General features: G+C 57.1%; 12 protein-coding genes. 7 read left to right on the forward strand and 5 right to left on the reverse strand.

The features are described from left to right. The first annotated feature begins 87 nt into the window (after positions 1–87). The 7 genes from CXQ82_RS14610 (at position 88) to CXQ82_RS14640 (ending at position 7,357) form a co-directional block, all read left to right on the forward strand. Entirely contained in the window at positions 88–804 is a 717-nt protein-coding gene (locus CXQ82_RS14610; RefSeq protein WP_101270115.1) for an NAD(P)H-dependent oxidoreductase, read from the forward strand. 17 nt (positions 805–821) lie between these two features. Then, complete coding sequence (locus CXQ82_RS14615) at positions 822–1,637, forward strand: enoyl-CoA hydratase/isomerase family protein (RefSeq protein WP_101270117.1); 816 nt, start codon at positions 822–824, stop codon at positions 1,635–1,637. Positions 1,638–1,655: 18 nt separating this feature from the next. Continuing rightward, positions 1,656–2,423 carry an SDR family NAD(P)-dependent oxidoreductase gene (locus CXQ82_RS14620; protein ID WP_101270120.1) on the forward strand — a complete coding sequence of 256 codons (768 nt, stop codon included), beginning with the start codon at positions 1,656–1,658 and terminating at the stop codon, positions 2,421–2,423. Between the two features lie 177 nt (positions 2,424–2,600). After that, positions 2,601–3,842, forward strand: a complete 1,242-nt coding sequence (locus CXQ82_RS14625; protein ID WP_256581938.1) for an OprD family porin — start codon at positions 2,601–2,603, stop codon at positions 3,840–3,842. Between the two features lie 155 nt (positions 3,843–3,997). After that, positions 3,998–5,683 carry an AMP-binding protein gene (locus CXQ82_RS14630; protein ID WP_101270124.1) on the forward strand — a complete coding sequence of 562 codons (1,686 nt, stop codon included), beginning with the start codon at positions 3,998–4,000 and terminating at the stop codon, positions 5,681–5,683. A gap of 59 nt (positions 5,684–5,742) precedes the next feature. Beyond that, entirely contained in the window at positions 5,743–6,513 is a 771-nt protein-coding gene (locus CXQ82_RS14635) for an enoyl-CoA hydratase/isomerase family protein (RefSeq protein ID WP_101270126.1), read from the forward strand. A 13-nt stretch (positions 6,514–6,526) separates the two neighbouring features. Next, positions 6,527–7,357 (forward strand): amidohydrolase family protein, encoded by an 831-nt coding sequence (locus CXQ82_RS14640; RefSeq protein WP_101270129.1) that lies wholly within the window; start codon positions 6,527–6,529, stop codon positions 7,355–7,357. A 12-nt stretch (positions 7,358–7,369) separates the two neighbouring features. Here CXQ82_RS14640 and CXQ82_RS14645 read toward each other — a convergent pair whose 3' ends face one another. From CXQ82_RS14645 to CXQ82_RS14665, 5 genes are all read right to left on the reverse strand, one after another. Continuing rightward, on the reverse strand, positions 7,370–8,167 hold the full coding sequence (locus tag CXQ82_RS14645) for a CoA ester lyase (protein WP_101270131.1): 798 nt from the start codon (positions 8,165–8,167) through the stop codon (positions 7,370–7,372). 55 nt (positions 8,168–8,222) lie between these two features. After that, positions 8,223–9,806 carry an MFS transporter gene (locus CXQ82_RS14650; RefSeq protein ID WP_218274442.1) on the reverse strand — a complete coding sequence of 528 codons (1,584 nt, stop codon included), beginning with the start codon at positions 9,804–9,806 and terminating at the stop codon, positions 8,223–8,225. A 118-nt stretch (positions 9,807–9,924) separates the two neighbouring features. Then, positions 9,925–10,698: an SDR family NAD(P)-dependent oxidoreductase gene (locus tag CXQ82_RS14655; RefSeq protein WP_200846324.1), complete on the reverse strand. Its 774-nt coding sequence runs from the start codon at positions 10,696–10,698 to the stop codon at positions 9,925–9,927. Between the two features lie 24 nt (positions 10,699–10,722). Further along, positions 10,723–11,520: an enoyl-CoA hydratase/isomerase family protein gene (locus CXQ82_RS14660; RefSeq protein WP_101270134.1), complete on the reverse strand. Its 798-nt coding sequence runs from the start codon at positions 11,518–11,520 to the stop codon at positions 10,723–10,725. Positions 11,521–11,529: 9 nt separating this feature from the next. Then, positions 11,530–13,017: an aldehyde dehydrogenase gene (locus CXQ82_RS14665; protein WP_101270136.1), complete on the reverse strand. Its 1,488-nt coding sequence runs from the start codon at positions 13,015–13,017 to the stop codon at positions 11,530–11,532. Between the last annotated feature and the right edge of the window lie 144 nt (positions 13,018–13,161).

Below are 13,161 nucleotides of genomic sequence, written 5' to 3' on the forward strand. Positions count from 1 at the left end.
TTACGCATAAAAATAGTCATTAATGCCAATTTAGCACCGCGATCCGCTTCCGTACAGTGAGCTCATCAGCCATTGACCGGAGCTTTCATGAACGTACTGATTGTCCACGCGCACAACGAACCGCAGTCATTCAACACGGCCATGTTCAACCTCGCTGTGGAGGTGCTGAGCGGGCAGGGGCATGAGGTGGACGTGTCTGATTTATACGCGATGAACTTCAACCCTGTCGCCAGCGCCAGCGACTTTGGCCAGCGCGCCAACAGCGAGCACCTGGTCTACGCCCTGGAGCAGCGCAACGGTTACACCACTGGCACCCTCGCGCCGGACATCCTCGCTGAACTGGAGAAGATCAAGCGCGCCGACCTGATCATCTTCAACTTCCCGATCTACTGGTTCAGCATGCCGGCGATCATGAAGGGCTGGTTCGACCGCGTGTTCATTTCGGGGTACTGCTATGGCGGTGCGCGCATTTATGACCGCGGCGGCTTGAAAGACAAAAAAGCCATGCTTGCGTTTTCGCTCGGCGGCCAGGACCACATGTTTGGTCCGGGCGCTGTGCACGGTGAACTGGAAACTTTGTTGCAGCCTATCCAGCGCGGCGTGTTGGGGTATGTCGGCCTTACTGTCTTGCCGCCATTCGTAGCCTTCCATGTGCCCTATATCAGCCAAGCGGCGCGTGAGGACTACCTGGCGCAGTACCGCGAGCATCTGTTGACCCTGGATCAGCGCGCGCCGCTCGAGTTTCCGTCGCTGGATGACTACGACGAAATTCTGCGCCCTAAACATTCGACGGCTCACGCATGACGGTTGGTGAGGTCGGTATGACGACTCCCTTTAACAACCGTTCAGGCGTTCAAGTCGAGCGCCTCGGGCTTATCTGTTTCATTACGCTGGATCGTCCCGAGACGGGCAACAGTGTGGATCTGGGCATAGGGCTGGCGTTGAGAGATGCGGTGCGCTCGCTGGTTGTGAACCCGCCACGTGTTGTGGTTCTGCGCAGCAGCGGCGCGCACTTCATGGTGGGGGGCGATGTGCGCCGCTTCGAGACCTTATTGAGGGTCTCCAGCGAGGCCTGCGCCGATGAGTTGGAAACCCTGATCAGTGCCGTCAACGAAGCGGTAACCGGACTGACGCAATTGCCCTGTCCGGTGCTGGGTTTGATCAACGGCGCCGCTGCCGGCTTCGGACTGTCGCTGGCCTTGGCGTGCGACATCCTGGTCGCGGCCGACGATGCAAGTTTCCTGATGGCGTACAGCGCAATCGGTGCAACGCCGGACGGCGGCGGCACCTGGCATCTGCCACGGCAGGTGGGGTTGCATCGAGCCATGGCCATCGCGTTGTTGAATCCGAAACTGAGCGCCGTTGACGCGAAGGTCGCAGGCCTGGTGATCGAGGTGGTGCCTGGCGAAGAGCTGGCGGCAGCCGGCCTGGCCATCGCCCAACGCTTGGCCGACGGTCCCGCCGCGGCGCAGGCTGGGATCAAACGCTTGCTGCGTAGCGGCCTGGACGCAAACCTGGAAACGGCCTTGGCAGCCGAAAAGGCCACGTTCGTGGCGGTATCCGCCAGCGCTGACTTTGCAGAAGGCGTTGCCGCGTTTTGCCAGCGCCGCAAGGCTCAATTTGGTTCGTCCCTTTAATCCCCCACGAGGTCTTTCATGAGAATCGAAGGTTCTGTTTTCTTCATCACCGGTGGTGCTTCGGGGCTAGGGGCTGCCACCGCCAAGTGGCTGGTGGGATCGGGCGCCCAGGTGGTGCTGGCTGACCTCAACGAGGTGGCAGGTGAAGCATTGGCGAATGAGTTGGGGCCCGATGCGCTATTCGTGCGCACGGACACGGTGCAAGAGCAATCCATGCAAGCGGCCATCGACCTTTCACTCAGCCGGTTCGGCCGTGTAGACGGGCTGATCTGCTGTGCCGGCGTCGCACCTGGGCAGAAGGTGCAGAGTAAGGCGGGGCCGCATGACCTGGATACCTTTGCGCGCGCAATCACGATCAACCTGGTGGGGACGTTCAACGCCATACGATTGGTCGTAGCGGCCATGAGTAACAATGCGCCCAATGGCGATGGCGAGCGCGGCGTGATCATCACCACCGCGTCCGTCGCGGCCTTTGATGGCCAAATCGGCCAGGCGGCCTATGCGGCGTCTAAAGCCGGTGTAGTGGGTATGACACTGCCGATTGCTCGTGAACTTGCCCGGTTTGGCATTCGGGTGGTGACCATTGCGCCCGGCATCTTCGAAACGCCAATGCTGCTTGGACTGCCTCAGGCCGTTCAAGACTCGCTGGGTAAAACAGTGCCATTCCCCCCACGCCTGGGGCGCGGTTGCGAGTACGCGCAATTGGTGGAGTCGATCGTACTGAACCCGATGCTCAACGGCGAGGTGATACGTCTGGATGGTGCATTACGCATGGCGGCCCAATAAGGAGTTACTCACGTTTCAATTGAAATTCTGAACAGAAAGTTTGAATGAATTTGGTGGCGTTGGGCGTTATCCCGGCGGCGCTGAAGTGTGCGTCACAGTCGAAAAAAATAAAAAACAGCAATAACAATAACAATAGCGAAAGGTAGACTAACCATGCAATTCAACTTCGGTACAGTTATGCCCGTCCTGTGCGCCAGCGCAGTCCTGGGTATGGTCGGATCGGCACGTGCAGACTTCCTGGGGGACAGCAAATCCACCCTGGAACTGCGTAACTTCTATATGAACCGTGACTTCCGCCAGGCCGGCGCGGCGCAGAATAAAGCGGAGGAATGGGCTCAGGGATTCATGTTGCGCCTTGAATCCGGTTACACCGAGGGGCCGGTAGGTTTCGGTATTGATGCCATCGGGATGCTGGGGCTGAAACTCGACTCCAGCCCAGATCGGGTTGGCACCGGCCTGCTCAAGACCAATGCGGTCGGGCCCAAGCGGGCCAAGGATGAATATGGCGAGTCAGGCTTTACTGCCAAGGTACGTATCTCCAAGAGCACCTTGAAGCTCGGCACTCTCCAGCCGGTGTTGCCGCCTTTGATGCGCAATGACTCACGTCTTATGCCGCAGACCTTTCGCGGGGCCTGGTTGGCCAGTAACGAGATCGAGGGTTTAAATCTTGATCTGGGCCGCCTTGATCGGGTCAATCAGCGCGACTCTTCGGACAACGAAGTGATGACAGTCTTCAATGGCGGCAAGCGCAATATAGTGCTCGGAAGTGCCAAAACCAGTGATGAATTTCTGTTTGGTGGGGGTCGCTATCAATGGAATCCGACACTTTCCACCAGTTATTACTATGGCGGCCTTGATGGCATCTACATACAACACTTGATCAATCTTGTGCATCAATTACCGTTGGCGGGCGGGCAAAGTCTTAAGTCCGATATCCGATTTGCACACTCTGGTGCCGACGGCGGAAGTAACGTGGACAACGATGCTTTGGGCGCCTTGTTTACCTACAAAATGCTTGGGCATAGCTTCAGCGCCGGCTACCAGCACCTCAGCGGTCGCACCGGTTTCGCCTACGTCAATGGCGCGGACGATGCCTTGCTCAATCAGGTGCAGATCAATGACTTCGGCAACCGCGATGAGCACTCGTGGCAGGTGCGTTACGACTATGACTTCGCCGCGTTGGGCTTTCCAGGGCTAACCCTGATGACCCGCTATCTGTCGGGTGACAACGTGGACCGAGGGGCCGGGCTGAGCGAAGGCAAAACCTGGGAGCGCAACACCGACCTGGGGTACGTCATTCAAAGCGGGCCGCTGAAAAACCTGGCGTTGAAGCTGCGTAACGCCACCACCCGCAGCAACTTCCTGAATGATCTGGATGAAAACCGCCTGATCGTCGGCTACAGCTTGCCACTCTGGTAAGTCCTGAATCATCGCAGCCTGGCGCATGGCCAGCAGGGAATGGCTGGCTTGGCGAAATTGGCATAAAAAACGTCAGTATTGCCAATGTGCCAGCGCTGCCGACTCTCGTACTGTGCAAAAGGGCACAGCGGCACATCAATGTTGAGAAAGACACGATGAACACAATAAAAAGAAGTTATTCGCGTGGCGCGATTCACACTCCGTTGATTGAGAAAACCCTGGGGGATTTCTTTGACGAGGTGGTCGCACGATTTCCCGATAATGAGGCGCTTGTTTCGTGTCATCAGAGTATCCGGCTCAGCTATTCGCAACTTCAAGCCGAAGTAAACCAACTGGCGAGTGCGCTGCTTGCGTTGTCACTTGTGCCGGGTGATCGTGTGGCTATCTGGGCCAACAACAGCGCCGAATGGCTGATAACCCAACTGGCGACAGCCAAGGTCGGTATCATCCTGGTCAACTTCAACCCGGCCTATAAAACCATCGAGCTTGAGTACGCGCTGAATAAGGCGGGCTGCAAGGCATTGATCACTATGGCCGCGTTCAAGACTACTGATTACCTGCAAGTGATCAGAACCATTGCGCCGGAAATCCACACATCTACACCTGGACAGCTCAGTGCTGCGAGGTTGCCCGCACTGCATGCGGTCATTCACCTGGGCGAAGAACACGTGCCCGGGTTTATGCGTTTTCGCGATCTGATGAGTCTGGGAAATGCCTTGGATGAACATGTCCCGCGTGTCGCCGCGACGCTGAAGAACACTGATGCGATCAACATCCAATTCACCAGCGGCACCACGGGCTCTCCAAAGGGCGCAGCGCTGACCCATCGCGGCATTCTCAACAATGGCTTTTTTCTCGGCGAAGGCATGAGCCTGACTGCCACCGATCGCCTGTGCATTCCGGTGCCTTTGTTTCATTGCTTTGGCATGGTGGTTGGCAACCTGGCGGCATTGACCCATGCCAGCACCATCGTCTATCCCAACGATGCGTTTGACCCGGTGCGTACCCTTGAGGCCGTACAGAGTGAGCGCTGCACCGCCCTGCACGGTGTGCCGACGATGTTCATCACCGAACTCGACCACCCCCGCTTTCACGAATTCGACCTGTCCACCTTGCGCACCGGCATCATGGCCGGCACGGCTTGCCCGATTGAGGTGATGCGCCGGGTTCAGCGCGACATGCATATGCGCGATGTCACTATTGCCTACGGCATGACCGAAACCAGCCCGGCCAGCTACCAAAGCACCTGTGAAACGCCGCTGGAAAAACGCGTGTCGACCATCGGCAAAGTCCACCCCCACCTGGAAGCCAAGGTGGTCCACCCGGAGTCGGGAGACACCTTGCCGATCGGCGTCGTGGGGGAGTTGTGTATCCGTGGTTATTCGCTGATGCAAGGCTACTGGAACGACCCGGAAAAGACTGTGCAGACCATCGACAGCGACGGCTGGATACACAGCGGAGACTTGGCCACGATGGATGCCGAGGGCTACGTCAGCATCACCGGGCGTATCAAGGATATGGTGATACGCGGCGGCGAAAATATTTCCCCGCGCGAGATCGAGGAGTTCCTGTATCAACACCCGGCGATTCAGGATGCGCAGGTGATCGGCGTGGCAGATGAGAAATACGGCGAGGAGCTCTGCGTTTGGGTGATCGTGCGCCCGGGCCTGGCGATCAGCGAAGACGAGATACGCGAGTTCTGCAGCAGCCAGATCGCCCGTTACAAGATCCCGCGCTATATACGCTTCGTCGACGGCTTCCCAATGACGCTCTCCGGCAAGGTACAGAAGTTCAGGATGCGCGAAATCATGGAAGAAGAGCTTACCCTGGCGGTGTGCTAGAGCGCCGCCCACATTTACTCATGCGCCGCTTCATAGGCGCCACCGATAAGGAATGAACCATGGCATGGCAGATTGAAGTGATTGAAGGGTGTGCGGTTGTGCGCATGAATACCAACAAGGTCAATGTGCAGAACGACACCTTCTTCAAGGACCTGCATGACGCGTTTGATCGGCTCGAAACCGAGTTCAGCGAGTTGCCGGTGATTCTGACCGGGCAGGGCAATGCCTTTTCAGCCGGTATCGACTTCAAGTACAGCTTTGATGTATTTGGCAGCCAGAACAAAGAGCGGATCCGCCAGTGGTACGCCGAATACCGCGCGACCAACCTGCGTATTTTCCAGTACCCGCGCCCCACCGTGGCAGCGATCAACGGGCATGCTATTGCCGGTGGCCTGATCACGGCCTTGGATTGCGACTTTCGTATCGCCGCTCGCAAAGACGCCAAGTTCGGCTTGAACGAAGTGCCTATCGGCATTCCGATGCCTGCCGCGTATGTGGAAATCATCAAGTATGCGCTGGGCAATCAGGTCGGCGCGCTGACCACCCTCAAGGGTGAGCTCTATTCGCTGGAGCAGGCCGAGAAGCTCGGGTTCTTCCATGAGGTAGTGGAGGAATCGCAACTGCTGGCCACCGCGATTGCCTATGCGCGATGCATCACGCCCGATTGCAACGTGGCGTATGCGATGTCCAAGAAAGCCTTGCAGGATTCGGTCATGCAGCAGATTGACCTGCGTACTACGCTGCTCGACCAGGAACTGCCCACCGGCATGAGCGATGCAGGTAATCGCCGGGCCCAGGACAAGCGTCGCCGGGAAATCATGGGCGAATAAGAGAAAGAACATCGTGGAAATTATCGACGCCTGGATGCAGTTTCCCAACAAGCGCTTTTTGCAGGACCCGATGTTTGATTCTCTGCGGCGCTGGCCCACGGCGTGGAAGGTGCTAGCCGAGAACAGTCCTGACATTACCTCGGCGCAAGTGCTTGAAACGCTCCAGAAAGAGGGCGTATCGAAGGTCTTCGCCAGTGCCTGGTGGGGACCTGCGGGGCCGATGATCACTAACGAAGAAGTGGCGGCGGCCGTCACGGCGCAGCCTGAGCGAGTCATTGGCGTGGCATCGGTAGACCTGAGCCGGCCGATGGAGGCGGTCAGGGAACTGCGCCGTTGCGCCCGCCAGTATGGTTTCAAGGCGTTGCGCGTATTGCCATGGCTTTGGGGCCTGCCGCCTGATGACCGCCGTTACTACCCGCTGTATGCCGAGTGCATCGAGCTGGATATCACCTTCTGTCTGCAAGTAGGCCACGCGGGCCCTATGCGCCCGTCGGAGCCAGGGCGCCCGATGCCTTATCTGGATAACGTGGCGCATGAGTTTCCTGAGCTGCGCATCGTCGGCGGGCATATCGGCTTTCCGTGGGTGGCCGAAATGATTTCCTTGATGATGAAGCATCCGAATGTCTACGTGGATACATCAGCCTACAAGGCTTCGCGGTTTCCTGCGGAGCTGGTGGCGTATATGCGTGGAGCGGGGAAGAGAAAGGTCTTGTTTGGCACCAATTACCCGATGCTGACTGCCGCTGATTGTTTACAAGGGCTGCAAGCGTTGAACCTGGAGGAAGATGTACAGCGCTGTTTCCTGGCAAACAATGCGCGCCGGGCGTTCAAGTTGCCCGGCTAAAGAGTCAAACAGTCATTTACCCAGCATGCGCCTTGCCGAGGTCAGTACGGGTGCATCGATCATTCTCCCTTCAAAGGAAAACGCCCCGCCGTGCTGCTTTGCCGCCTCGAGCACGCGCTCTGCCCAGGCTTGCTCGTGTGCTGAGGGTATGAAGATACTGTCAACCTGCTCGACCTGTTTAGGGTGCAGGCAGAGCATGCCGGCGAAGCCCAGATCCTTTGAGGCGGTCGCAAAGGCGCTAAGGCCCTCCATATCACTTAGCACGGGGTAAACCGTGTCGACGGGCGGTTCCAGGCCATTGAGTGCGCTGTGCAATAGCAGCGCATAACGAACCTGGTCGAAGATCCTGTGACTGCTGGGCGAGTAGGCATTGATACCGAGCTGGATAGCCAGATCCAATACGCCAAACACCAAGCGCTCGATGCCTTTGCAGGTCGCTGACTCGGGGAGTGTCAAAAGGCCTTGAGGTGTTTCTATCAGTGGCCAGATTTTGCGGCAGGTATCAGCGACTTCTTCCAGCTGTTTAAGGCTTTCGGCCTTTGGCACCATGACACCAGCCAGGTGGGGGTGAGCCCGGCACAACGCCAGGTCCTGTTTATAAGCCTCATCGCCATTTGAGTTGATCCTGACCATCACATTTTGATGACGCGTCTGCGCCAAATACCGATCAGCATTTTCGCGCGCCTGGTCCTTATGCTGTGGCTCAACGGCATCTTCCAGGTCGATGACGACGCGGCCTGCGCCTGTCGCTATAGCTTTTTCGAAGCGTTCCGGCCTGTCCCCAGGCACAAATAACACAGTCCTAATCATAGGGGGCTCCCGCGGCAGGCATTGCACTGAAAAGTGCAACACCTGCAGGTAGTGATTAACGATTCAGATCGAGATTCTTGGTTTCACGTATGTAGATAAAACCAACGATGCAGGTGAGCGCCGCTACGCCGATGGGGTAGTAAAGCCCCGCATAAACATTGCCTGTCCACAGCACCAGCCAAGATGAGATCAGCGGCAGGAAGCCACCGAAGCAGCCATTCCCCAAGTGATAGGGCAATGACATGGAGGTGTAGCGAATGCGTGCAGGGAACAACTCGACCAGGAAGGCGGCCATGGGGCCATACACCATGGTGACGTACGTCATCAACAGCACCAGCAGCAGCAACATCATCGGCTTGTTGACCTGGGCCGGGTCCGCAGCGCCCGGGTAACCGGCACTGGCTAACGCCGCTGTCAGTGTCGGCTTGTCGGGCGCGGTCAAATTAAGGTCGCCGATGGAAATAGCGACACTGTTGTTTGCCTCTATCACCGTACGATAGGGCACACCACGCGCCGACAGTTCATTGCGGATGGCATCGCAGTTATTGCAGTTTTCTGGGGCGGTAAGGATTACAGGGGTGGTAGCAATAGCCGCTTCCAAGGCGGGGTTGCCGTAGTGCATCAGCCCCTTGTAGATAGGCATGAAGGTCAGTGCCCCCAAGAGGCAGCCGGCAAGAATAATCGGCTTTCTACCGACCTTATCCGATAGGTATCCGAAGAACACGAAGAGCGGGGTTCCGATGACCAATGCCAACGCGACCAGCATGGTGGACAGGCCAAACTCGATCTTCAGGATACTTTGCAGAAAGAACAGGGCGTAAAACTGCCCGGTGTACCAAACGACCGCTTGTCCGGCAATGGCGCCCAACAATGCAATGAACACCAGGCGCAGGTTTTTCGAGTCGCCAAAGCTTTCCTTCACCGGGTTGGCCGATAACTTGTGCTCGGCCTTCATCTTGAGAAAAACCGGGGATTCGCTGAGTGTCATGCGGATATAGACCGAGACCATCAGCAGCACCAGCGACAGCAGGAATGGAATACGCCACCCCCACGCACGGAATTCCTCCTCACCCAGCAGTGACCGACAGGTAAGAATGACGCCAAGTGACAGCAAGAACCCGATGGTTCCTGTGGTCTGGATCCAACTGGTGCGAAAGCCACGCTTCTTCGCAGGTGCGTGTTCGGCGACGTAAATGGCGGCACCGCCATATTCGCCGCCCATGGCCAGGCCCTGGATCAGTCGAAGGAGCACTAACAGGATCGGCGCGAGAATACCGACTTGTTCGTAGGTCGGCAGGACACCCACCAAGGCGGTAGACAAGCCCATGATTACAATGGTGGCGAGGAAGGTTTTTTTGCGGCCGAACAGGTCGCCAAGGCGCCCGAATATGATTGCGCCTACAGGCCTGATGGCAAACCCGGCGCCAAAAGTAGCCAGGCTGGCCAACAGGGCTGCTGTTTCGTTGCCTTTCGGAAAGAATAACGAGCCGAAGAACACGGCGAGGCTTCCGTACAAGTAGAAGTCATACCATTCGAATACAGTCCCCAGTGACGAGCCTAGTATCACTCGCCGTTCTTCTTTGGGGGTGGTGGTGTGCGTTGTGTGAGAGTCTGTATCGATTGCAGTAGCCATTGTCATTCACCGTGTTTTACGGATGAGCTCCCACAGCCCTCCTGGCTAACGTGTGCGTTGACCGAGACGGCTGTAGCGAGCCTGAGAAGTTTTTTATTGTTTAGGCTAGTGACGAGCAGAAGTGTTAGAGGAGGGTAGTGCCACCATCCACCATCAACGTCTGACCAGTAACGAAACCGCTGCCTTCGCTGGCGAGGAAGATGACCGCACCGACGACGTCATCCGGTGTCAGGTTGCCCTTGAGGCTCTGACCCGACTTGATAGCGTCTGTAGCTTTGTCCAGCTTGTCGTCGAAGAACTGGCTGGTGGCCTCGGTCAGTACCAGGCTCGGCGCGATGCTGTTTACACGGATCCAGTGGCGGCCGACTTCACGGGCCAAACCACGGGTAATACCAATGACGGCTGCTTTGGAAGCGGTGTAGTGCAGGGCATAGGGCATGCCGTAGACCGCGGCCAGTGACGCGATGTTGATGATACTGCCGCCGCCGGCCGCTTTCATCGAAGGGAATACGGCTTTGGAGCAATTCCAGACACCCTTTACGTTGACATTCATGCAGCGGTCCCAGATGTCCGGATCGATGTCCGTGAACGGCGTATTTTTGAGGTCGGCCCACAAGGCTGCATTGTTGACCAAGACGTCGATCTTGCCGAAGCGTTCAACGGCAGCCTCTGCCATCTTCTGAGTGCTGGTCGCGTCTGCGACGTCTACTTTTACCGTCAGAAAGGGAATATTTTCCTTGGCCAGAAGATTTTCGGACTCTACACAGTCATTGAAGTCTGCCAGGACAATGTTGGCGCCCAAGCGGCCCAGTTCCAGCGCATAGGTTTGACCTAGCCCACGGGCAGCGCCAGTGATGATGATGGTTTTACCGGTCATGTTGTTGGTGTTTTTAGTCATGATAATTACCTCTTATTGGATGAGTTATTGACGCGCGCCGAAACGGGAGATGCCGTTTTCAAGTTCTTCTGAGTGAACCGTGCTGTTCCAGAGGGTGTTTTCCATCCATAGCCCGTCCTGCAGCGGTCGACCCAGGCCGCGCAGTACCGACTCTTTATCAGTGCGCAGCGAGGCTTGCGGGAGTGCGGCAATTTGCCTGGCGTATTCCAGGGCCTTGTCCAACAAGGCTTCACGGGGGACAACCTGATTTAGGAAGTTGATGCGCAGGGCTTCTTCAGCGGTGAATTGCCGACCGCTGAGAATCAAGTCCAGCGCATTGCCCAGGCCGACGATATGCGGCAGACGTTGAGTCAGGCCCGACTCGCAACCGATATCCCAGCGCCTGTTCAGCACACCAAACTGGGCTTCGGGCACTGAAAATCGAATGTCGCAGGCCATGGCCAGTTCCATTCCGCCTGCGAGGCAATACCCGTTGATCGCGGCGATGATGGGCTTGTACACCTCGACGCCACGGGTCAGACCGCCGAGCCCTGGCTCATAGGCGGCGCGTTCACGCAGGTCGTTCAAACTCAGGGTGGAGGTACGTTTCGCGTAACCTTTGATGTCCCAACCCGAACAAAAAGACTTCTCGCCAGCCCCTGTCAGCACCGCTACGTTCAGCTCCGGGTCCTTACGAAATTTCACCCAGGCTTCACACAACCCTTCGTGGACCGCTTCATCGATGCAATTTTCGCGGTTGGCGTTATTAATCGTGATTAGCACGACGCCGCCGGCTTGTTTTTCGTACCGGACAGCTGCCGGCAGTTCATTTGGCTGAATCATGGTCCGCTCCTAGCGAATACGCGCCCAAGTGGTTTTGAGGTCGGTAAATTTCTCCAGACCCTGGATACCTTTGTCGCGACCAAATCCAGATTGTTTGAACCCACCAAACGGAACACCGAAGTCGATTTCGTTGAAGCAATTGATCCAGACAGTGCCTGCCTTGACTCCTCGGGACACTCGGTGTGCCTTGTTGATGTCGTTAGTCCAGACAGAGGCGGCCAGGCCGTAAGGGGTGTCGTTGGCCAGCGGCAGAATTTCGCTTTCTTCGTCGAACGAAATGACCGACAGGACAGGGCCAAAGACCTCTTCCTGGGCAATCGTCATGGACGGCAGTACATCGTCGAACAACGTTGGCCTCAGGTAGTAGCCACCGCTATCAACAAGGCTGCGTTCGCCGCCACAACGCAGGGTGGCGCCGTCGCGTTGAGCGCCTTCGATATAGCCACACACGCGTGAAAGTTGTTTTTGGCTGACGATGGCGCCCAGACGGGTCTGCGGATCCAAAGGGTCACCAGGGACCAGGCGGCTGGCGGACGCAATGATCTTGTCCACCAGCTCATCCTTGATTTTTCGATCAACGATTAGCCGTGAGCCTGCGTAACAGACCTGGCCTTGGTTGGTGTAGATACCGAATGTAACGGCTTTGGCCACCTCATCCAGATTGGTGAAGTCGGACAGCACGACTTGAGGGCTTTTGCCGCCACACTCCAAGCTCAGTCGCTTCATGTTGGACTGGCCTGCGTACTGCAGAAATTTTTTGCCGACGTCGGCAGAACCCGTGAAGGAGATGAAGTCTACATCTGGGTGCAGACCAAGGGCCTGGCCTGCTTCGGCGCCGCCAGGAATGACGTTGAATACGCCTTCCGGAATACCTGCTTCCAAGGCAAGCGCTGCGAGGCGTAGAGCGGTAAACGGAGCTTCTTCAGAAGGCTTCAACACCACTGAGTTGCCGGTGGCCAGGGCCGGGGCGATGCGCCATACCGCAAGCAGCAGGGGGTAGTTCCATGGGGTGACCACACCCACGACGCCCAGAGGTTCGCGAGTAATGGTTGCAACGACGTCCTGAGCGGTAGGCGCAACCTGGTCGTAAAGCTTGTCGACTGCTTCCGCGTTCCAGACGAAGCAGGCGATTGATGCCGGAATATCAACGGTTGTGGTGTCACGAATGGGCTTGCCAACCGCCAAGGACTCTAGCAGTGCCAGTTCATCGGAATGTTTGCGCATCAATTCAGCCAGCGCCAGTAGACGACGCTTGCGTTGGGTCGGCGCCATCCGACGCCAGGTGCCTGCTTCATAGGCATGACGCGCCGCCTTGACGGCTGCATCCACTTCCCGTTCGCCGCAGGCGGAGACTTCCACCAGTGCTTGGCCATTGGCCGGGTTGATACAGAGCGAGGTTTTTTCCGCACGCACGTGCTGCGTTCCGATAACGGCATCCGTTGGTAGCACCAGCGCTGCAGCCCGTTCATGCCAATTCACGTCAACATTCTTATTCATCGTATGTCTCGTCATTCTGTGAAGGTCGACGAAAAAATAACGCTGTTACGGAAAGATAGCAAGCGTGATTTTTAAAGATGCCCGATATGAATTTTCCGCTGGGAAAAGAGCAAGCGTAAGCAGGCTAAGAAACGCCTGGATTGG

Source organism: Pseudomonas sp. S09G 359 (genome assembly GCF_002843605.1).
In the GTDB taxonomy this organism is placed as follows: Bacteria; Pseudomonadota; Gammaproteobacteria; order Pseudomonadales; family Pseudomonadaceae; genus Aquipseudomonas.

What these genes read in the sequence shown, in the direction of transcription:
- CXQ82_RS14660 (WP_101270134.1), bottom strand. Translation starts at nt 11,520, where the DNA reads ATGATTCAGCCAAATGAACTGCCGGCAGCTGTCCGGTACGAAAAACAA.
- CXQ82_RS14610 (WP_101270115.1), top strand. Translation starts at nt 88, where the DNA reads ATGAACGTACTGATTGTCCACGCGCACAACGAACCGCAGTCATTCAAC.
- CXQ82_RS14620 (WP_101270120.1), top strand. Translation starts at nt 1,656, where the DNA reads ATGAGAATCGAAGGTTCTGTTTTCTTCATCACCGGTGGTGCTTCGGGG.
- CXQ82_RS14630 (WP_101270124.1), top strand. Translation starts at nt 3,998, where the DNA reads ATGAACACAATAAAAAGAAGTTATTCGCGTGGCGCGATTCACACTCCG.
- CXQ82_RS14655 (WP_200846324.1), bottom strand. Translation starts at nt 10,698, where the DNA reads ATGACTAAAAACACCAACAACATGACCGGTAAAACCATCATCATCACT.
- CXQ82_RS14650 (WP_218274442.1), bottom strand. Translation starts at nt 9,806, where the DNA reads ATGACAATGGCTACTGCAATCGATACAGACTCTCACACAACGCACACC.
- CXQ82_RS14635 (WP_101270126.1), top strand. Translation starts at nt 5,743, where the DNA reads ATGGCATGGCAGATTGAAGTGATTGAAGGGTGTGCGGTTGTGCGCATG.
- CXQ82_RS14615 (WP_101270117.1), top strand. Translation starts at nt 822, where the DNA reads ATGACGACTCCCTTTAACAACCGTTCAGGCGTTCAAGTCGAGCGCCTC.
- CXQ82_RS14665 (WP_101270136.1), bottom strand. Translation starts at nt 13,017, where the DNA reads ATGAATAAGAATGTTGACGTGAATTGGCATGAACGGGCTGCAGCGCTG.
- CXQ82_RS14645 (WP_101270131.1), bottom strand. Translation starts at nt 8,167, where the DNA reads ATGATTAGGACTGTGTTATTTGTGCCTGGGGACAGGCCGGAACGCTTC.
- CXQ82_RS14625 (WP_256581938.1), top strand. Translation starts at nt 2,601, where the DNA reads ATGCCCGTCCTGTGCGCCAGCGCAGTCCTGGGTATGGTCGGATCGGCA.